The organism is Kribbella sp. NBC_01245 (assembly GCF_036226525.1).
In the GTDB taxonomy this organism is placed as follows: domain Bacteria; phylum Actinomycetota; class Actinomycetes; order Propionibacteriales; family Kribbellaceae; genus Kribbella.
In genome coordinates this window covers 3,779,298-3,797,537 of sequence record NZ_CP108487.1, presented here as the reverse complement: position 1 = coordinate 3,797,537, position 18,240 = coordinate 3,779,298, and the positions used below count along the sequence as shown (strand labels likewise).

Sequence of the window (18,240 nt, the reverse complement as noted above, 5' to 3'; positions counted from 1 at the left end):
CGGACGTTGTCCGATCGGTCACCCGGCCGTCGGCGCCTGGGTGGGTGGCGGCGTCACCGTGGCTGAATGTGAACCTCCACTATGTGGCACTGGGTGACTCCACCACCGTGGGTGTGGGAGATCCCCTGGCGGGTTGTGCGGTTCGACTCTCCGGTGCCGGAGCTGTACCCGGGCAGGGCTGGCGAGGCTGGGCTTCGCTGCTCGCCGAATCCCTGGGCAGTTCCCACCGTGTGACCTTCTCCAACGTCGCCACCAGCGGGGCCACGGCTCCACTGGTGGCCCGCGAACAACTTCCCTCGACCGGCGACGACCGGATCGACCTGGCCTCGCTGATCGTCGGGGTCAACGACACGATGCGCTCGACGTTCGACCCGATCGAGATCCGCGACAGCCTGCAGGAATGCGGCGACCGGCTGACGGCCCGCGGCGCACTGCTGCTGACCGTACGATTCCACGACCACGGCCAGGTATTCGGCCTGCCGAAGTGGCTGCGACGCCCGCTCTGGCGCCGGATCGAGGTGGTCAATTCGCTGTACGACGACCTGGTCGCGTCGTACGGCGGCATCCGGATCGACCTGGCGGATCGGCCGGAGATCTACCAGCGCGACTTCTGGAGCGTCGACCGGCTGCATCCGGGGGAGCGCGGGCACCGCCGGCTGGCCCGTTCGTTCGCCGACGAACTGGTCGCGCGCGGGCTGCCCATCGACGTACTCCCAGCGCTGGAAAGTGACGCGCGTTACGCGCCGTCCAAGTGGAATGACGCGGTCTGGATGGTCCGCGAGGGCATTCCGTGGGTGGGCCGTCGTGCTTCGGACCTGATGCCGTGGGCAACCCGGATGGCTCTGGGGCATAGGGTTTCCGCATGGCCCGTATCGATGGACGTACCCCGGAGCAGCTCCGGCCCGTGACCTTGACCCGACGATGGCTGGACCACGCCGAGGGCTCGGTCCTGGTGGAGTTCGGCCGGACCCGGGTGCTCTGCGCGGCCAGCGTGACCGAAGGGGTACCGCGCTGGCGGAAGGGGTCCGGCCTCGGCTGGGTCTCGGCGGAGTACGCGATGTTGCCGCGAGCAACCAACACCCGGTCGGACCGGGAGTCGGTGAAGGGCAAGATCGGCGGCCGTACGCAGGAGATCTCCCGGCTGATCGGGCGTTCGCTGCGCGCGGTGATCGACTACAAGGCCCTCGGCGAGAACACCATCGTGCTGGACTGCGACGTGCTGCAGGCCGACGGCGGCACCCGGACCGCCGCGATCACCGGCGCGTACGTCGCCCTCGCGGACGCCGTCTCGTACCTGCGTGACCGCAAAGCGCTGAAAGGCGAGCCACTGAAGGGATCCGTCGCGGCCGTCTCCGTCGGCATCATCGACGGCCTGCCGATGCTCGACCTCTGCTACGAGGAGGACGTGCGGGCCGAGACCGACATGAACCTGGTGCTCACCGGCGACGGCCGTTTCGTCGAGGTGCAGGGTACGGCGGAGGGCGAGCCGTTCGACCGCAAGCTGCTCGACGGTCTGCTCGAGCTCGGTGCCCAGGGCGTGGCCGACCTGACCAAGATCCAGCAGGAGGCGCTGGCGTGAGCAAGATCCTGCTGGCCTCGAACAACGCCAAGAAGCTCGCGGAACTGCGCCGCATCCTCGAGCCGATCGTGCCCGGGATCGAGGTCCTCGGCCTGGCCGACGTCTCGCCGTACGAAGAGCCGCCCGAGACGGAGCCGACCTTCGAGGGCAACGCCTTGCTGAAGGCGCGTGCCGCCGTCGCCGCGACCGGTCTGCCGGCGCTGGCCGACGACTCGGGCATCTGCGTCGACGCGCTGAACGGGATGCCGGGCGTGCTCTCGGCCCGATGGAGTGGCCCTGCGAAGGACAACCACGCGAATAACGTGCTGCTCCTCGGCCAGCTCGAGGACGTCCCGGACTCGCGACGTGGTGCAGCCTTCGTGGCGGCCGTTGCCTTCGTTCGGCCGGGTGGCGAGGAGGACGTCGTACGAGGCGAGGCGCGTGGTTCGGTCATCCGCGAGCTGCGTGGTACGGGCGGCTTCGGGTACGACGTACTGTTCGTGCCTGAAGGTTATGACCGGACGACGGCCGAGTTGTCGGTCGAAGAGAAGGACGCGATCTCCCATCGCGGCAAGTCCCTGCGGGAGATCGCCCCGCTGATCGCGAAGGCACTGAGCTGATGTTGTTCCAAGGTACGGACGTCCTGGGCGTCGAATCCGGCGAGATCACCGTCGCCTACCGGCGTTGGGCCGAAGCCCGCGTCGTACCCGGCCGGGTCTATCGCACCAACGCCGGCCGGATCGAGATCGACGCGATCAGCCAGGTCAACCCCGACCTGATCGTGGACGCCGACATCACCGGCACCGGCCGCGAGAACGCCCGCGACATCCGCCGCCGCCTCCGTGGCGACGAGTCCCTCCCGACCTGGCGAATCGCCTTCCACCTGGTCGAAGGCCCGGACCCCCGCGAAGAACTCGCCAACACCACGACCTTCTCGGCAGACGACCTAGCGGACCTCCAGTCCCGCCTGGACGGCCTAGACGCCCGCAGCGCCCACGGCCCCTGGACCCTCGCGTACCTCCGCCTCATCGAGGCCAAGCCCAACGTCAAGGCGGCAGTCCTCGCCGAAGAGGTAGGCCGCGACCTCCTCCCCTTCAAAACCGACATCCGCAAACTAAAAAACCTAGGCCTGACCTTCAGCCTGGAAAAGGGCTACACCCTCACCCCCCGCGGCAACTCCTACCTAAAAACCCTCACCTGAGCCGTCCATGAAGGCCGCCTACACGCGCGACGCGCCCCTGAACTACGAGGCCGTCGTCTTCCTCGACGAGTCGTCAGGAACGTCTTTCGAGCTCCAGCGGGCCCTCGAATTCGACGCACAGGACGCGGCCCTGGGCCTGGCCACCTACTGCCTGTCGAACACACTCGGCGCCACCCACTATGGCGGCGTCGAAACCTGGAACCTCACCCCAGGCTCCCTCACGCTGTCCCTGTCTGGTGAGGCCGCCAAGGCCCTGAACCTGCCGCGAACCCTCCAACTCCATGCGGATGCCGAAGAACTCGACCAATTGGGTCACCACATCCGCCGCATCCTCAGCAGCTAAGGCGAAACCGCTCTCCGGCACCCTAGATTCCGCGCAATCGCCCGCCTCGGGAACGCGGCTGACGGCCTGCAACGGTACCGACGTGCGGTCGATCGTGGTGTGATGAAGGGTGGACACGCACGCCGATCTACGGCTGTCCGACCTTCTTGCCGCGTTGTCGGTGGCAACAGACCTTGGGATGGGACAGCAACCGGAGAAGGCGATCCGGTCATGCCTGCTGGCGACCGGGCTCGGCCGCGCACTGGGGCTGCCGGACGAAGAGGTTCACGACGTCTACTTCGCATCGCTCTTACGGCACCTCGGCTGCACGGCGACGGCCTCGCTGGAAGCCAGGTTGTTCGGCGGCGACGAGCTCGCGTCCCGACGCGCCGCCGAGCCCGCTGACTTCGGGAACCGCCGGGAGATGCTGGCGTTCACCCTCGGCATGGGCCGCGGGAGTGGCCCGCGACGTGCGTTGGTCCTTGGGCGGGCAGTCGCAGGCGATGTGCTGCACGGTCGGGAGATCGTCGCCTCCGTCTGCGAAGCCGGGGCCATGCTCGCCGGGCGACTCGGGCTCGGACAGCGGGTCGCGGACGCGATCTCCCAGCAGTTCGAGCGCTGGGACGGCAAGGGTGGACCGCACGGGCTGGCAAAGGAAGAGATCACGCTGCCGGCGCGCGTGAGTGAGGTCGCGACCCAGGCACTGATGTTCCACCAGGCGGGCGGCGCGGACGCCGCCATGTCGATGCTGCGCGACCGGGCGGGCAGCTGGTTCGACCCGTCCGTGGCCGAAGCGTTCCAGCGGTACGGCGAAGGGTTGCTGCGCGCCAACGACGCCGTTGATCCGTGGCAGGCGGTGTTGGAGGCCGAGCCGGCCCCGGTGCACCGCATCCGGGCCGGCGAACTCGACCGCGTGGCCCGCTGCTTCGCGGACATGGTCGACCTCAAGTCCGCTTACACGCTGGGCCATTCGACGCGGACCGCCGAACTGGCGGAGGTCGCCGGGCGCGAGGTCGGCCTCGACGATCCGGCGATCGTGGACCTGCGCCGGGCGGCTCTGCTGCACGACCTGGGCAGGGCCGGCGTGTCCAGCGGTATCTGGGACAAGCAGGGAGCCCTCACCCGCAGCGAGCAGGAACAGGTGCGCTTGCACCCGTACCACACCGAGCGAATCCTTGCCTGCTCGCCGGTGCTCGCGCCGTTGGGCCGGATCGCCGGTCTGCACCACGAACGACTGGACGGCAGCGGCTACCACCACGGCCTCGCCGCGGCAGCGATTCCGTTACCTGCCAGGGTTCTCGCGGCTGCCGACACCTTCCAGAGCCTGACTCAAAACCGGCCGCATCGGGCCGCCCGCTCTCCCGCTCAAGCCGCGGAGCGCCTGGCCGACGACGCGAGGGCCGGGCGACTCGACACTGATTGCGCGCGGGCTGTGATCGCGGCCGCGGGGCAGGAGCCGACGCTCGTTCGAGGCACCTGGCCGAGCGGCTTGAGCGACCGGGAGGTGGAGGTGCTCCGGCTGGCGGCGCGAGGGCTGTCGAACCGGGAGATCGCGCAGACGCTCGTGATATCGCGGCGTACGGCGGAACATCACCTCCAGCACGTCTACGCCAAGATCGGCACCTCGACGCGGGCAGCCGCTGCCCTCTTCGCCATGGAACACGACCTCCTGCGCGAGTGAGCCCGCTTCGCTGTCCGTCTCACGTTGACGACGCGATGAAGCCCCGAACGACTGACGCCACCATGGCAGGTTCGGTTCGGTGGGCGATGTGCGCGTGACCGTCAAGGACGTGGATCCGGGCGCCGGCCATCGCCGCCGCAGCTGTGTCCGTGGCCTGCTTGATCGCCGGCGTACTCTCCGAACCTGACAGCAGGAGCGTCTGCGCCGTGATCGCGCTGAACTGGCCGGGCCGATACACCCACCCTTGCTCGGCGCGAGCCTCCCGAGCCAGGGTCTTCGCCACGGCGACCCGTCCCGCCCATTCCGGCCCGGCACGCATGGCGTCGATCTGGTCGTCGGTGAACTCGAGGATCTCCCGAAACACGAAGATGGCCGCAGTCTCGTTGTCGCCCTTGGCGAGTGTCTTCTCAAGTGTCTCGATCGAGCCCTCCGGGTAGGCGAACCCGAGACTGGGCTCGTACAACAGCAGGTGACTGATGTTCCCCGTGAGCGTTGCGCCACCCATCGCAAGGCTTGCTCCGTAGGAGTGGCCCCACACGGCAACCGGCCCACCGACCCGCGCGGCGACAGCGTCGACAACCGCGGCGACGTCCTCGAACTCGCGCTCGATCGCGTAGCCGGCTCCATCTCCGCTGGCTCCGAAGCCCCGCCGGTCGACAGCGAACGTGGTGATGCCGTCACGCAGCTCCGCGACCAGCGCGGCCGAAATGCTGTGGTCTTGCAGCGAACCGTGCACCAACACCATCGCAGGTCCGTCGCCGTCCACCCAGACGGCGATAGCGGTCCCGTCCGGGGCGGGGACATCGAACCGCGTGGCGACGACGTCGCTCGCGCGGCTCATCGCAGCGCTCCCGCGCTGATCCGGCGGTTCATCCGGGCCGTGAACGCCCTGACCTCGTTGACGAACGCCTCCGGATGGGTCACGTGCGGGACATGGCCCGCGTCGGCGTACTCGACGCGGTGAGCCTGCGGCAGCAGCGTCGCGAGGTGTTCGGCCACGGGTTGGAACAGCTGAGGGCTCTGGCCGCCGGAGGTGACCATGACCGGGCCTGTGTACCGCGCGAGGGCGGCCTCGTCGACGGTCAGCGAGTCCGGCGCCAGCGCCTCGTCGAGGAAGGTCGTGGCGTTGCCGGCCATCGTCGCCCGCAGCCGCTCGGGTAGCCGAGCCCAAGCGCCGGGCCCGAACGCCACGTCATCGACGAACCTCTCGGCGGCACCGGCGTGGTCGCCCGTGCGGATCAGGTCCAGCACCTCCCGAAGCGCCCCATCTTCTGACAGCACCCACAGGGGAGGCTCGTGCACGATAACGCCACGGAGCAGGTCCGGCCGCGTGGCGGCGAGCTGCAGGGTGATGACGGCACCGGCCGAGTTCCCGACCACCCACGCGGGCGCGGCGTCCAGCGTCTCGATCAGTGCTGCCAGGTCGGCGACATCCTCGGCGAAGGTGCCCTGGCCCGTCACCCGCTCGCTTTCGCTGTGGCCCCTTCGGTCGTAGCTGATCACCCGGTAGTGCTCCGCCAGCCCGGGGACGACCGGGTCCCAGTTGTGGTGCGATCCCCAGGATCCGTGGACGAGTACGAGGGGCTCGCCTTCGCCAGTGTCCTGGAAGGCGATCCGAACGCCGTTGACGATGATGCTGGTGCTCATGACTGGTTCCTCCTTCGGACTGCTGGCTACAGCCTCGTCCGATGGCCGGCACCGCCGCATCGGCAGACCTACCCATGCGGCGGCAGACGCGTCTGGCGCCGATCTCAGTGCGATGCCCGGGCCGGACTCGGCCACAGGCTGGGCCGGCGCGACCTGGCTTGAACCCCGGAATCGCTCGTCGAGTTGGGTGCCAGAGAAGGGATTTGAACCCTCACGCCCGAAGGCACCGGCACCTAAAGCCGGCGTGTCTGCCGTTCCACCACTCTGGCTGGCTCGCCACATCCTAGTGGCTGACCAGGTGGTCTGAAGAACTGGTCAGCGGGGCCGCGTCGTGACCTGACCATTCGCGACAGGGGTGGGTGGCAGTGAGGGAATGGCGAACGGCCCGTCGCGCGGGGCGGCGGGCCGTTCGGGTGAAGACGGGTTTAGCGGTTTTGGAGTGCGTCGATGAAGACTGCCTGGAGGTCGGCGGGGTTGCGGGCTACGTAGGCGCGGCCGCCGGTGGCTCGGGCTAGTTTGTCTAGTTCGGATTGGTCGGCGTCGGGGCCCATGCCGAGGGCGATGATGCGGACCGGGCGGGCCGGGTCGCGGAGGCTCTGCAGGGTGCGGACGGCCTCGTCAAGGCTGATGCTGCCCGGGTCGTCGTTCTTGCCGTCGGTGAAGATCAGGACGGCGTTGACGGCCTTGGGGTCGAAGCCGTCCTGGACGGTCCGGTAGGCGGCGATCGCGACGTCGTACAGGCCGGTGCCGCCGTTGGCCTTGTTGCCGAGCTGGCGCAGGGCGGTGACCATCTCGACCCGCTGCTGCGCGCTGAGCTTGCGGATCGGGACGAGCGGCTGCCAGTCGAGCGGTTTGGCCGGCGGTTGCTTGGTGGAGAACGACCACAGGCCGAGTGCGGCGCTGTCGGGGAACATCTTCAGCCCGCTCTCGGCGGCCGCGATGGTGAGGTCGATGCGGCGCTTGCCGCCGGCCACCTTCTCGTTCATCGAGCCGGAGGTGTCGATCACGGCCAGCGAATGGGCCGACAGCGCGAGCGTGGCCCACTGCTGCAGGACCTGCTCGGCGACCTGGACCGCCGGCTTGCCGAGCATCTCGATGTTTCCGACGCCACGGCCGCCGGTCAGCGGTTCACGGGTCGGGGACCGGAAGCCGGCCTTGTCGGTGCCTTCGGTGCCACCGGCGGAGCGGAGCTGCTGCCCGAGGAGCTTGGCCGTCTCGGTGACGCGCTCGACGTCGTCCTTGGCGGTCACCACCAGCGGGTAGTCCAGGAGCAGCGTGCCGGTGGCGGGGACGACGGCCTTCAGACCGGTGTCCGGGTGGGCCTCCTGGAACGCCACGAAGGCCTGCTCCGAGGACGGCACCACCAGGTTGCTGCCCTCTTGGGCGGCCCGGGTGAAGAGGCCGTTGAGATCGGTGTACGCCTTCGCCATCGAGCCGTGCCGCTGCGCGAGCGGCACCAGCACCTGGGCCACCTGCGTGTCCGAGGTGGAGGTCTTGGCGCGCTCGGCCTGTACGGCGAGCAGGGCCGCGGCGCCGATCGAGGTGCTCAGCGGATCCAGCAGGGCGGGCGGCGCCTTGGAGAACACGCCGAGCCAGGAGGACGTGTCGGCGAAAGTGGCCGAATCGCCGACCAGGACCATCGGCGACGTCGCCAGCGAGGGCACGGCCACGGTGGGCAGCGACTGGCCGTCGTCCGCGCGGGCCACCCACAGGGACGAGTCCGGCACCCAGAGGTCCGGGATCTGTTCGTCACCGGCTGCGACCGCCTGGGCGACCGCGCCCGGGGCGACGGCGTTGATGCTGAAGTTGGTGCACGGAGTGCGGCTGTCGTCGCGGCCGGTGAGCGCCTTGGCGGCGGTCTCCAGCTGGGCCTTCATCTCCGGGGTGGTGCTCAAGGACACCGTGACAGGCGTATCGCAGTCGGCGTTGGAAAGCGGTCCCTCATCGGCGGAGTTCTCGTTGCCGAAGGAATTGACCATGAAGACGGCGCCCAGTGAAATCACCAGGGCGCCGACAAGGGTGATGATCACCGGCCGACGACGATTACCCGATGTCACCGAAGCGCTGTGTCGTCCCATGCGGACGGGTACCTCCCTCCCGAAGCAGACTGCGGGCGCAGATTACCCGGTTTGCACTGGTCACGGCCAAGGTCCGCAACCACGTCAATCGGCTACGGAGCGAGTTTGAAAGGACCTGTGAATGCTTATGCGAGGTACTGGCTGCCTGAATCGGCAAAATATCTTACTGACCGTGATCGGGCGGTTTCCCAGGTGTGAAACCCGCTGTGACGCGAATCACAGTGTCATTGGGGCATTTCGGGCGTTCCGTAGACCGCTGACCATGAAACGGTAGCCGGTTTCACTCTTCAAACGTTTGTATGCCTACAGTCCGCAACCGGATCAGAGGCCGAGATCGCGACGCAGCTTGGCGACGTGCCCGGTGGCCTTGACGTTGTACTGCGCGACCGCGATCTTGCCGTCGCCGTCGATCACGAAGGTGGAGCGGATCACTCCGGTCACCTTCTTGCCGTACATCGTCTTCTCACCGAACGCGCCGTACGCCACGAGCACCTCTTTGGCGGGGTCGCTCAGCAGCGGGAAGGTCACGCCGTCGCGGTCGCGGAACTTCGCCAGCTTCTCGGGCTTGTCCGGCGAGATGCCGAGCACGGTGTAGCCGGAGGCCTGCAGAGAGTCGAGCGAGTCGCGGAAGTCGCAGGCCTGCTTCGTGCAGCCAGGGGTCATCGCGGCCGGGTAGAAGTAGACGATGACGTTCTTGCCGCGCAGGTCCGCCAGCGAGACCTCGTTGCCATCCGCGTCGGGCAGCGTGAACTCCGGTGCGGCATCGCCGACGGACAGACGATCGGTCATGACTGGCTCCCTCAAGCTGTGACAGGTGGGACTGGCGGGGTGACTTGCACAGTCTGCCGTACGGGGATGGAGTGGCTTCATGCGGGCAATGACCGTGGTGCCGAACATGCCTGACTCAGCCGACATCACCGAAGTGGAAGAGCCGGATCCGGCCGACGGGTCCGTACTGGTCGAGGGCGTATTACTCGGCATCTGCGGTACGGACGTCGAGATCGCGGCCGGGGATTTCGGTAGCGGCCGGCGCGGTGCCGAGCGGATGGTGCTCGGCCACGAGTCGCTCGGCCGGGTACTGACGGCTCCACCGAAGTCCGGGTTCGTCCCGGGTGACCTGGTGGCCGGAGTCGTACGTCGGCCTGACCCGGAGCCGTGCCCGGCATGTGCCCGCGGCGACTGGGACTTCTGCCGGAACGGCCGGTACACCGAGCGCGGGATCAAAGAGGCAGACGGGTACGGCGCGCAGCAGTGGCGCGTGGATCCGTACTTCGCCGTGAAGGTGCCACCCGAGCTAGGCCGCCTCGGAGTTCTCACAGAGCCCGCGAGCATCCTGACCAAGGCCTGGGACCAGGTGGACCAAGTAGGAGCCAGGTCCTGGTTTGAGCCGGAACACGTGCTGGTGACGGGCGCAGGACCTATCGGGCTTCTAGCGGCGTTGATCGCCCAGCAGCGGGGGTACGTCGTACACGTGCTCGACCGGGCTACCGACGGGCCTAAGCCGCAGTTGGTGGAAGACCTTGGTGGGGAGTACCTGACCGACTTGAAGGACCTAGACGTCGTACCGGACGTTGTGATCGAGGCAACCGGCAACGGCCAGCTGGTGCTCGACTGCGCGGGTCTACTCGGCCCTGGCGGGATCATGTGCCTCACGGGCATCTCTCCCGGCACTGAGCCGATAGAGGCGCCAATGGACCCGTTAACGCGGCAGTTGGTGGTGCGGAATGCGGCGATCGTCGGGTCGGTCAATGCGGGCAAGAGGCACTACGCGCAGGCCATAGACGTACTGGCCGCCGCGGACGCCCACTGGCTCGACAGGCTGATCACGCGGACGGTTCCGCTCACCAAATGGCCGGAGGCTCTACAGAAGGGCCCGGCCGACATCAAGGTCGTTGTCGACCTCCAGAGCTGATCTCCGTGTTACATGCTTGAAAACTGATTGCCGATCCGTATGCGAGGACATACCTGGTAGGTCAAGATTTCTGGATGAGCCGCAGGACATCCCGCCCGACGTCCGAGTCCCAGTCGCAGTCCGAGGACCTGTTCGAGAAGTACCTCGATCCGGCGCGCCCGCATGCCGAGGCGTACGACGAAATGTTCGACGCCGGCGAGGAAGTCCGTACCGCTTACAAGAGGCTGTACGAATCACTAGCCGACTCGAAACCAGCAGACCTCACTGCAAGGTCTGAGGCGTTAGACCGGGCACTAGTGGATCAGGGCATCACCTTCTCGTTGTCCGGCCAGGAGCGGCCGTTCCCGCTTGACCTGGTCCCACGCGTCATCACGGCGTCCGAGTGGTCCCGGCTGGAACGTGGCATCGTCCAGCGCGTACGGGCGCTAGAGGCCTTCCTGGCCGACGTGTACGGCGAACAGCAGATCGTGAAAGACGGCGTACTCCCGCGCAGGCTCATCACCTCGTGCGAGCACTTCCACCGGCAGGCGGCCGGTATCGCCCCACCGAACGGCGTACGCATTCACGTTGCTGGGATCGACGTCGTACGCGACGAGGTCGGCGAATTCCGGGTGCTCGAGGACAACCTGCGCAGCCCGTCCGGGGTCTCGTACGTCATGGAGAACCGCCGCACGATGGCCCGCGTATTCCCGGACCTGTTCGCCAAACACCGGGTGCGGGCGGTCGGCGACTACGCCGTACACCTGTTGCGGGCACTGCGTGCGGCGGCGCCTACCGGGGCGGCGGACCCGACGGTCGTCGTACTCACTCCAGGCGTCTATAACTCGGCGTACTTCGAGCACTCGCTACTGGCGCGGCAGATGGGCGTGGAACTTGTAGAAGGCCGGGACCTCCTGACGCGGAACAACGTCGTCTACCTCCGTACGACGGAAGGGGAGCGCCGGGTCGACGTCATCTATCGCCGTATCGACGACGAGTTCCTCGACCCGGTGCACTTCGAGCCCGATTCCGTACTCGGTGTGGCGGGCCTACTCAACGCGGCACGCGCGGGGAACGTGGTGATCGCCAACGCCGTCGGAAACGGTGTAGGCGACGACAAGCTCGTCTACACGTACCTCCCCGAGATCCTGAAGTACTACCTCAACGAGACGCCACTACTCCCGAACGTCGACACCTACCGCTGCTGGCTTCCCGACGAGCAGGCGGAAGTACTGGACCGGCTGGACGAACTGGTCACCAAGCCGGTCGAAGGCTCGGGCGGTTACGGAATCGTCTTCGGGCCGGACGCGACCGCCAAGGAGCTCAACACCCTCCGGCGAAGCATCAACGCGAATCCCCGCGGCTGGATCGCCCAACCCGTCGTACCGCTCTCCACCGTCCCTACGAAGGTCGGGCAGCGCCTGAGACCCCGGCACGTCGACCTGCGCCCGTTCGCGGTCAACGACGGCGAGGACGTCTTCGTGCTCCCGGGCGGCCTGACGCGGGTAGCGATTCCGGAGGGAAGTCTGGTGGTCAACTCGTCCCAAGGCGGCGGTTCCAAGGACACCTGGGTGCTGGCCGCCCGGACCTCCACTGCAGACGCGGAGTTGCGCGGAGCCGGTCTGGCCGTGACAAGCGCAGGCGAGTTCACCCCAGAGCGAGGACCGGAACTGACCTTCGCCCAACAGCAGCAACAACAGTGAGGTGTTGACGATGTTGGCACGCAATGCGGAGTCGCTGTACTGGATCGGCCGGTACGTCGAACGCGCGGACGACACGGCCAGGATCCTCGACGTGTCCGTGCACCAACTGCTCGAGGACGCGACCGTCGATCCGGATGTCGCCAGCCGAACGCTGCTCTCGGTTCTCGGCATCACCCCGCCGACCGGTACCAGCCTGGACGTGTGGACGCTGACCGAGCTGGTCGCGATGTCGGCCGATCGGGAGGGCTCGATCGTCTCCTCGATCTCGAGCGCCCGCGAGAACACCCGGGTCGCCCGCGAGGTGGTGTCGACCGAGCTCTGGGAGTGCATCAACTCGATGTGGAATGCCGTACCCGAGCGGCAGAGCGCGGCTCGCCGGGTCGGGCCGCACGTGTTCCTGTCGTTCGTCGAGGAACGGGCCGCCATGTTCGCCGGTCTGGCCGACTCGACCATGAGCCGCGACGAGGGCTGGCGGTTCCTCGTGCTCGGCAGATCGCTCGAACGCGTCGACATGATCGTGCGAATGCTCATGTCCCGCGTGGGCGACAAACCGACCTCTCCCGGCTGGGTGACCGTACTGCGCTCCGCAGGCGCTCACGACACCTACCTGCGGACGTACCGGGGTGCGCTCGACGCATCCCGCGTGGTGCAGTTCCTGCTGCTGGACCGGCTCTTCCCGCGCTCGGTGTTCCACGCGCTTACCAAGGCCGAGGCCTGCCTGGAGGAGTTGGACCACCAGCCCGACGTACGCGTGGGTGCAAGGGCTGAGGCCAGTCGGTTGCTCGGGAAGGCTCGTAGCGAGTTGGAGTTTTTGCACCCGGCAGAGCTGCTCGACGACCTCACTGGACGGCTCCAGTCGTTGCAGGCGACTGTGCGCGAGGTAGGCGAGGCTGTGTCGCTGCAGTACTTCCACGCCGTCCCGTGGGTTGAGTGGAACAACGCGGAGGTCAACCTGTGAACAAGTGGCGCCTACGTGTCGTGCACACCACTGGCTATCGGTACGAAACCCCGGCCACTCAGTCGTACAACGAGGCTCGGTTGACTCCGAGAAGCGACGACCGGCAAAACCTGATGGTGGCGCGACTGGAGACCGTACCGACCACCAGGTCCTACAAGTACACGGACTACTGGGGGACCGAGGTGACGACCTTTGACCTCCAGAGACCGCACACCGAGCTCAAGGTCGTCGCGTCGTCTGTGGTCGAGACTGCCGAGGATGACGCGCCTGCGCCGGATACGAGCTGGGCGGAGGTCCGTTCGCCCGACACGGTCGACAAGTTCGCCGAGTACGTCGAGTGGACGAAATACGTACCAAGGCACCGGGAGCTCGCTGCGATCGCCAGAGGCCTTCGCAAGGGCAACGGCCCGGCCGAGACCGTACTGGCGATCTCTCGATGGGTGCACGAGACGCTCACCTACCAACGCGGTACGACTGGCGTGCACTCGTCGGCGGTAGACGCGTGGCAAGCCGGTGAAGGCGTCTGCCAGGACTACGCGCATCTCACGCTCGCCATGTTGCGCGCGGTCGACGTACCCGCCCGCTATGTCTCGGGCTATCTCCACACCAAACCGGAGGCGTCGGTCGGCGAGACGGTGGTGGGGGAGAGCCATGCCTGGATCGAGGCTTGGACCGGCGCGTGGTGGGGGTTCGACCCGACCAACGACATCCCGATCGGCCATCGGCATGTGTGGGTCGCGACCGGGCGGGACTACGCGGATGTGTCGCCGCTGAAGGGCATCTACTCGGGTGGCGCCGCGAGCGCGATCGAAGTCACGGTCGACATGACCCGGCTCGCGTGAGCTTGTGCCGGACCGACCTGCGAGGATGGCGGTATGAGCAGCGATACGAGAGCTACCGCGCCTCGGAGCACTGAGCAGATCGAGGCGGACATCGCGGCCACCCGCGCCCGGCTGGCCGCCACCGTGGACGAGCTGGTCGACAAGGCCCACCCGAAGAACGTCGCGAGGCGCCAGGTCGAGTCGGCCCGGGCGCAGGTCTTCGACGTCGACGGCCGGCTCCGGACCCAGAAGCTGATCGCGGTCGGCGGTGCGGCCGTGGGCGTCATCGGTCTCCTACTGCTGCTCCGCAAGTTGGTGGGCCGCCGGTGACGAGCCGTAAACGCGCCGCCGACGACAAACTGCCGATCCGGATGCTGCACGACCGGGTCCTGGTCGCGCTCGACCGCGAGGAAGGCGAGCGGCGGTCGTCGGCCGGCATCCTGATCCCGGCCACCGCCCAGATGGGCCGCCGGCTGGCCTGGGCCAAGGTCGTCGCGGTCGGGCAGAACGTGCGCACCGTCGAGGTCGACGACCGGGTGCTGTTCGACCCGGAGGACCGGGCCGAGGTCGAGGTCCGTGGCGACGACTACGTGTTGCTGCGCGAGCGCGACCTGCACGCGGTGGCGGCCGGCCGGCTCGAAGACGGGCAGACCGGCCTTTACCTCTAAAGCCTCTAAAGCCTCGGAACGCTTAGAAGGCGTTGGGGCCGAAGCGGAAGATCGCCAGTACGGCGGCCAGTACCAGCAGCACCGCGTTGAAGCCGGCCGGCTGGGTCTCCTTGCGGCGCAGGTGCACCACGATCGCGCCGATCATCACGATCACCAGGCCGGCCGCGGCCAGCGGTACCAGGATCGGCGCGATGTCGACGAGGGCGGGCAGGATCAGGCCGATCGCGGCGAGCAGTTCGATGATGCCGATCGCCCTCAGCTGAGCCGGGGAGAAGTCCTTGGTCCAGCCCATGCTCGGGTTGGCGAGCAGCTTTTCCTTCGGCTGGGTCGACTTCATCAGCCCGGCGGTGAGGAACAGCAGGGCGAGCAGACCGGCGATGATCCAGAGCACGACATTCATGGGGCTTCAGCTCTCCGATAGAATTAATTGACGCTTCAAGTGACAAGGTAGCTCCAAATGACTTGAAGCGTCAACCATCACAGTTATGATGTCTCTATGTCCGAAGAGATCACCGCGCCGATCGCCGCTCCACGCTGGCTGTCGCCGGACGAGTTGAGCGCGTGGATGACGCTGACGGCCGTGCTGATCAAGCTGCCCGCCGTGCTCGACGTCCAGCTCCAGCGCGACGCGGGCCTGAGTCATTTCGAGTACCTGGTGCTGGCCGGCCTGTCCGACGCGCCCGGCCGGATGTTGCCGATGAGCCGGCTGGCCGAATTCGCGAACGGCTCGCTCTCGCGGCTTTCCCACGTGGTGAAGCGGCTGGAGTCGCGCGGCTGGATCCGGCGCAAGCCGTCGGCCGAGGATGGCCGGATCACCGTCGCCGAGCTGACCGACGAGGGGTTCGCCAAGCTCGTGGTGACCGCGCCGGGTCACGTCGAGGCCGCCCGGCAGTACGTGATCGACGTACTCACCCCGGAGCAGATCGACCAGCTGCGCGAGATCGGCGAGGTCATCCTGACCAAGGTCGACCCCGCCAGTAACTGCCCAACCGCACAAAAGGCTGGTCACTGACGACCGATCGTGCTTTTATGGTCTGGTGAGCAAAGGTGAGGACACCCGGGCGACGGTGCTGCACGAGGCCATGGCGATGGCCAGCAGCGTCGGTTTCCGTGGGCTGACCATCGGTTCGCTCGCGGACCGGACCGGGATGTCCAAGAGTGGCCTGTTCGCGCACTTCCGCTCCAAGGAGCAACTCCAGGTCGCCGTGATGAACACCGGGGCCGACCATTTCGCCGAGGTCGTGGTCCGGCCGGCGATCAAGGCGCCGCGGGGTGAGCCTCGGCTGCGGGCGCTGTTCGATCGCCTGCTGCGCTGGGACAACGGCGATCTCGCGCTGCCCGGCGGCTGTCTGTTCATGACCATCTCGGCCGAGCTCGACGACGAGACGCCCGGCCCGGTCCGGGATCGGCTGGTCGGCATCGAGCGCGACTACATCGACACCCTGGCGACGGTCTTCCGCACCGGCATCACCGAAGGCCATTTCTCCGCCGACGCAGATCCCGAGCAGTTCGCCTTCGATCTGAAGGGCGTGCTGCTCGCCTATCACCAGGCCTGCCGGTTGCTGGCCGATCCCAAGGCCGAGGACCGGGCCCGCACCTCGTTCGAGGCGCTGCTCCGGGCCGCCCGGACCTGATCCCCTGATTTCCTGAATTTTCGAGGAGTGCGGACATGAGTTCAAAGAAAAGCACGAACGGTCGGTTTATTCTGCTGCGATCAGCCTTCCGCATCACGGAGTACGTCGCTCCCGGCGTGGGCGCGCGAATCCTGGACCGGATCTGGTTCCGGCTGCCCGTGGTGCCGGATCGGGCCAAGCGCCTCCGTGTCGAACTGCCCGCGGGTACGCCGATCGAGGCCCCGCTGGACGGCGGGACCATTCGCGGTACGGCGTGGGGTTCGGGGCCGACGGTCTACCTCTTCCACGGCTGGGGTGGTTGGGCCTTGCAGCTGGCCGCTTTCATCACTCCGCTCACCGATTCGGGATTCCGCGTCATCGCGTTCGACGTACCGAGTCATGGCGCGTCCGACCCCAGCCGGCACGGACCCGGCACGTCGACCATGCCGGAATTCGCCGATGCCTTGCAGGCGATGATCGCCGCACACGGTCCGGCGTACGGCGTGGTGGCGCACTCTTTCGGCGCGGCGGCGACCACCCTGGCGCTGGCGGAGGGACTGAGCGCGCGGCGGGTGGTCTACCTGTCGGCCGCGACCGACTTCGCGGACGCGCTCGCGGGATACCAGCGGGTCTTCGGGTTCGGGCCGCGGATCGTGGCGCGGTTCCAGGCGCGCTTCATCCGGCGGATCGGGCGGCCGCTGGCGGATTTCGAGGCGGTTCGGATTATCGACGAGCTGGTGGAGGAGCGGGATCTGCCCGCGCTGCTGGCGATCCACGACCGCGGTGACGCCGAAACGCCGTACACCGGTTCCGAGAAGATCGCCCGGATTTGGCCGGATGCTCGGCTCGAGCTGACCGACGGCCTGGGGCATAACCGGATCCTGCGGGACCCGTTGGTGGTGCTGTCGGTGACCGACTTCCTGTCCACGGATCAGGTGGTGAGCGACGACGTGCGGCAGGTCCGGGAGACAATGCACGGGTGACGGAAAAGACCTCCAGCCGGCTGCCCGACTTCCCGTGGGACAAACTCGTCCCCTACAAGGAGAAGGCGGCCGCTCATCCCGACGGCATCGTCGACCTCTCGATCGGCAGTCCGGTGGACCCGGTTCCGCAGCTGATCCGGACGGCGCTCGCCGAGGCGGCCGACGCCCCGGCGTACCCGACCACTTTGGGTACGTCGGCGGCCCGGCAGGCGGCGGTCGACTGGATGGACCGGCGCCTCGGCGTGGCCGGGATTGACCCGCAGCGCGGCGTATTGCCGGTCATCGGGACCAAAGAGCTGATCATGCTGCTGCCGACGCTGCTCGGTGTTGGCGCGGGCGATACCGTCCTGATCCCGGATCTGGCCTACCCGACGTACGAGGCCGGCGCCGCGCTCGCCCGGGCGACGAGCTTGCCCGTGGTCTCGCCGATCGGGTACGACGCTGGGCCGGTGCGGATCGCGTACCTCAATTCCCCGCGCAACCCGAGTGGCGAGATCACCTCGGCCGACGAGTTGCGCCAGGCCGTCGAGTGGGCCCGGGCGAACGACGTACTGCTGGTGAGTGACGAGTGCTACGCCGAGTTCGGGTGGGACTCGAAGCCCGAGTCGGTCTTGCACCCGGACGTGTGCGGCGGCAGCCACGCGAACCTGCTGGCGGTGCACTCCCTGTCGAAGCGGTCGAACCTGGCCGGGTATCGCGCGGGCTTCGTGACCGGTGACGAGGAGGTAGTCGCCGAGCTGCTGGCCGTTCGCAAGCATGCGGGGTTGATGGTGCCGGCGCCGATCCAGGCTGCGATGGCGGTTGCTTTTGCCGATGACGAGCATGTCGAGGAGCAGCGCGCGCGGTACGTCCGGCGGCGCGCGGTGTTGCGGGAGGCGCTCACGGCGGCCGGTTGGGAGATCAGCCTGTCGGAGGGAGGGTTGTACCTGTGGGCGACGCATCCGTCGTACGACGCCTATGGGTCCGTCGCGGCGCTGGCCGAGCTCGGAATCTTGGTGGCGCCTGGATCGTTCTATGGGGCGGCAGGGGAGCGGCATGTGCGGGTGGCGCTGACCGGTGCCGATGAGCGGGTGGACGCGGCCGCAAAACGGTTGGCCGGTTGATCCAACCTTCCGG

Annotated in this window: 21 protein-coding genes and 1 tRNA gene; 16 read left to right on the top strand and 6 right to left on the bottom strand. The window is 67.7% G+C overall.

The genetic code is table 11. The features are described 5' to 3' along the window. The first annotated feature begins 44 nt into the window (after positions 1–44). The 6 genes from OG394_RS16705 to OG394_RS16680 all read left to right on the top strand — a co-directional run bounded on the left by OG394_RS16705 (position 45) and on the right by OG394_RS16680 (position 4,762). Entirely contained in the window at positions 45–908 is an 864-nt protein-coding gene (locus OG394_RS16705) for an SGNH/GDSL hydrolase family protein (protein WP_328996287.1), read from the top strand. Beyond that, the gene (gene rph / locus OG394_RS16700) at positions 863–1,579 is read left to right on the top strand and encodes a ribonuclease PH (RefSeq protein WP_328996286.1); all 717 of its coding nucleotides are present in this window, start codon (positions 863–865) and stop codon (positions 1,577–1,579) included. Before OG394_RS16705 ends, rph begins: the two co-directional genes overlap by 46 nt. Continuing rightward, positions 1,576–2,178, top strand: coding sequence for an RdgB/HAM1 family non-canonical purine NTP pyrophosphatase (gene rdgB, locus OG394_RS16695; RefSeq protein ID WP_328996285.1), 603 nt, complete (start codon positions 1,576–1,578; stop codon positions 2,176–2,178). Before rph ends, rdgB begins: the two co-directional genes overlap by 4 nt. Next, positions 2,178–2,759, top strand: a complete 582-nt coding sequence (locus tag OG394_RS16690) for a hypothetical protein (RefSeq protein WP_328996284.1) — start codon at positions 2,178–2,180, stop codon at positions 2,757–2,759. Before rdgB ends, OG394_RS16690 begins: the two co-directional genes overlap by 1 nt. Positions 2,760–2,766: 7 nt before the next feature. Further along, positions 2,767–3,102 (top strand): Imm10 family immunity protein, encoded by a 336-nt coding sequence (locus OG394_RS16685; protein ID WP_328996283.1) that lies wholly within the window; start codon positions 2,767–2,769, stop codon positions 3,100–3,102. A 109-nt stretch (positions 3,103–3,211) separates the two neighbouring features. After that, entirely contained in the window at positions 3,212–4,762 is a 1,551-nt protein-coding gene (locus tag OG394_RS16680; RefSeq protein WP_328996282.1) for an HD domain-containing phosphohydrolase, read from the top strand. A 19-nt stretch (positions 4,763–4,781) separates the two neighbouring features. Here OG394_RS16680 and OG394_RS16675 read toward each other — a convergent pair whose 3' ends face one another. The 5 genes from OG394_RS16675 to bcp form a co-directional block, all read right to left on the bottom strand. Beyond that, a complete protein-coding gene (locus tag OG394_RS16675) occupies positions 4,782–5,603 on the bottom strand; it encodes an alpha/beta fold hydrolase (RefSeq protein ID WP_328996281.1) in 822 nt (273 codons plus the stop codon). After that, on the bottom strand, positions 5,600–6,409 hold the full coding sequence (locus tag OG394_RS16670) for an alpha/beta fold hydrolase (RefSeq protein ID WP_328996280.1): 810 nt from the start codon (positions 6,407–6,409) through the stop codon (positions 5,600–5,602). Before OG394_RS16670 ends, OG394_RS16675 begins: the two co-directional genes overlap by 4 nt. A gap of 188 nt (positions 6,410–6,597) precedes the next feature. Then, positions 6,598–6,678, bottom strand: a tRNA-Leu gene (locus tag OG394_RS16665). A 156-nt stretch (positions 6,679–6,834) separates the two neighbouring features. Beyond that, entirely contained in the window at positions 6,835–8,466 is a 1,632-nt protein-coding gene (locus OG394_RS16660; protein ID WP_328996279.1) for a VWA domain-containing protein, read from the bottom strand. A gap of 342 nt (positions 8,467–8,808) precedes the next feature. After that, the gene (gene bcp, locus OG394_RS16655) at positions 8,809–9,276 is read right to left on the bottom strand and encodes a thioredoxin-dependent thiol peroxidase (RefSeq protein ID WP_328996278.1); all 468 of its coding nucleotides are present in this window, start codon (positions 9,274–9,276) and stop codon (positions 8,809–8,811) included. Between the two features lie 106 nt (positions 9,277–9,382). On the opposite strand from bcp, the gene OG394_RS16650 reads away from it, so the two are divergent. The 6 genes from OG394_RS16650 (at position 9,383) to OG394_RS16625 (ending at position 14,528) form a co-directional block, all read left to right on the top strand. Continuing rightward, positions 9,383–10,399: a glucose 1-dehydrogenase gene (locus OG394_RS16650; protein ID WP_328996277.1), complete on the top strand. Its 1,017-nt coding sequence runs from the start codon at positions 9,383–9,385 to the stop codon at positions 10,397–10,399. A gap of 74 nt (positions 10,400–10,473) precedes the next feature. Then, complete coding sequence (locus tag OG394_RS16645; protein WP_328996276.1) at positions 10,474–12,081, top strand: circularly permuted type 2 ATP-grasp protein; 1,608 nt, start codon at positions 10,474–10,476, stop codon at positions 12,079–12,081. A gap of 10 nt (positions 12,082–12,091) precedes the next feature. Then, positions 12,092–13,039, top strand: coding sequence for an alpha-E domain-containing protein (locus OG394_RS16640; protein WP_328996275.1), 948 nt, complete (start codon positions 12,092–12,094; stop codon positions 13,037–13,039). After that, a complete protein-coding gene (locus OG394_RS16635) occupies positions 13,036–13,881 on the top strand; it encodes a transglutaminase family protein (RefSeq protein ID WP_328996274.1) in 846 nt (281 codons plus the stop codon). The genes OG394_RS16640 and OG394_RS16635 overlap by 4 nt, the downstream gene beginning before the upstream one ends. A gap of 33 nt (positions 13,882–13,914) precedes the next feature. Beyond that, positions 13,915–14,190, top strand: a complete 276-nt coding sequence (locus OG394_RS16630) for a DUF3618 domain-containing protein (protein ID WP_328996273.1) — start codon at positions 13,915–13,917, stop codon at positions 14,188–14,190. Next, positions 14,187–14,528 (top strand): GroES family chaperonin, encoded by a 342-nt coding sequence (locus tag OG394_RS16625; RefSeq protein WP_442914287.1) that lies wholly within the window; start codon positions 14,187–14,189, stop codon positions 14,526–14,528. Before OG394_RS16630 ends, OG394_RS16625 begins: the two co-directional genes overlap by 4 nt. A 22-nt stretch (positions 14,529–14,550) precedes the next feature. On the opposite strand, the gene OG394_RS16620 is transcribed toward OG394_RS16625, so the two are convergent. Continuing rightward, the gene (locus OG394_RS16620) at positions 14,551–14,928 is read right to left on the bottom strand and encodes a DoxX family protein (protein ID WP_328996272.1); all 378 of its coding nucleotides are present in this window, start codon (positions 14,926–14,928) and stop codon (positions 14,551–14,553) included. A 96-nt stretch (positions 14,929–15,024) separates the two neighbouring features. Here OG394_RS16620 and OG394_RS16615 point away from each other — a divergent pair, with 96 nt between their 5' ends. The 4 genes from OG394_RS16615 to dapC are packed head-to-tail and all read left to right on the top strand — an operon-like array spanning position 15,025 to position 18,227. Beyond that, positions 15,025–15,540, top strand: a complete 516-nt coding sequence (locus tag OG394_RS16615; RefSeq protein ID WP_328996271.1) for a MarR family winged helix-turn-helix transcriptional regulator — start codon at positions 15,025–15,027, stop codon at positions 15,538–15,540. A 25-nt stretch (positions 15,541–15,565) separates the two neighbouring features. Further along, a complete protein-coding gene (locus OG394_RS16610) occupies positions 15,566–16,162 on the top strand; it encodes a TetR/AcrR family transcriptional regulator (RefSeq protein WP_328996270.1) in 597 nt (198 codons plus the stop codon). 35 nt (positions 16,163–16,197) lie between these two features. Then, positions 16,198–17,124 carry an alpha/beta fold hydrolase gene (locus OG394_RS16605; RefSeq protein ID WP_328996269.1) on the top strand — a complete coding sequence of 309 codons (927 nt, stop codon included), beginning with the start codon at positions 16,198–16,200 and terminating at the stop codon, positions 17,122–17,124. Further along, positions 17,121–18,227 (top strand): succinyldiaminopimelate transaminase, encoded by a 1,107-nt coding sequence (gene dapC / locus OG394_RS16600; RefSeq protein ID WP_328996268.1) that lies wholly within the window; start codon positions 17,121–17,123, stop codon positions 18,225–18,227. Before OG394_RS16605 ends, dapC begins: the two co-directional genes overlap by 4 nt. The last annotated feature ends 13 nt before the right edge of the window (positions 18,228–18,240 follow it).

What these genes read in the sequence shown, in the direction of transcription:
- rph (WP_328996286.1), top strand. Translation starts at nt 863, where the DNA reads ATGGCCCGTATCGATGGACGTACCCCGGAGCAGCTCCGGCCCGTGACC.
- OG394_RS16690 (WP_328996284.1), top strand. Translation starts at nt 2,178, where the DNA reads ATGTTGTTCCAAGGTACGGACGTCCTGGGCGTCGAATCCGGCGAGATC.
- OG394_RS16685 (WP_328996283.1), top strand. Translation starts at nt 2,767, where the DNA reads ATGAAGGCCGCCTACACGCGCGACGCGCCCCTGAACTACGAGGCCGTC.
- OG394_RS16675 (WP_328996281.1), bottom strand. Translation starts at nt 5,603, where the DNA reads ATGAGCCGCGCGAGCGACGTCGTCGCCACGCGGTTCGATGTCCCCGCC.
- OG394_RS16670 (WP_328996280.1), bottom strand. Translation starts at nt 6,409, where the DNA reads ATGAGCACCAGCATCATCGTCAACGGCGTTCGGATCGCCTTCCAGGAC.
- bcp (WP_328996278.1), bottom strand. Translation starts at nt 9,276, where the DNA reads ATGACCGATCGTCTGTCCGTCGGCGATGCCGCACCGGAGTTCACGCTG.
- OG394_RS16650 (WP_328996277.1), top strand. Translation starts at nt 9,383, where the DNA reads ATGCCTGACTCAGCCGACATCACCGAAGTGGAAGAGCCGGATCCGGCC.
- OG394_RS16645 (WP_328996276.1), top strand. Translation starts at nt 10,474, where the DNA reads ATGAGCCGCAGGACATCCCGCCCGACGTCCGAGTCCCAGTCGCAGTCC.
- OG394_RS16640 (WP_328996275.1), top strand. Translation starts at nt 12,092, where the DNA reads ATGTTGGCACGCAATGCGGAGTCGCTGTACTGGATCGGCCGGTACGTC.
- OG394_RS16630 (WP_328996273.1), top strand. Translation starts at nt 13,915, where the DNA reads ATGAGCAGCGATACGAGAGCTACCGCGCCTCGGAGCACTGAGCAGATC.
- OG394_RS16620 (WP_328996272.1), bottom strand. Translation starts at nt 14,928, where the DNA reads ATGAATGTCGTGCTCTGGATCATCGCCGGTCTGCTCGCCCTGCTGTTC.
- OG394_RS16615 (WP_328996271.1), top strand. Translation starts at nt 15,025, where the DNA reads ATGTCCGAAGAGATCACCGCGCCGATCGCCGCTCCACGCTGGCTGTCG.
- OG394_RS16605 (WP_328996269.1), top strand. Translation starts at nt 16,198, where the DNA reads ATGAGTTCAAAGAAAAGCACGAACGGTCGGTTTATTCTGCTGCGATCA.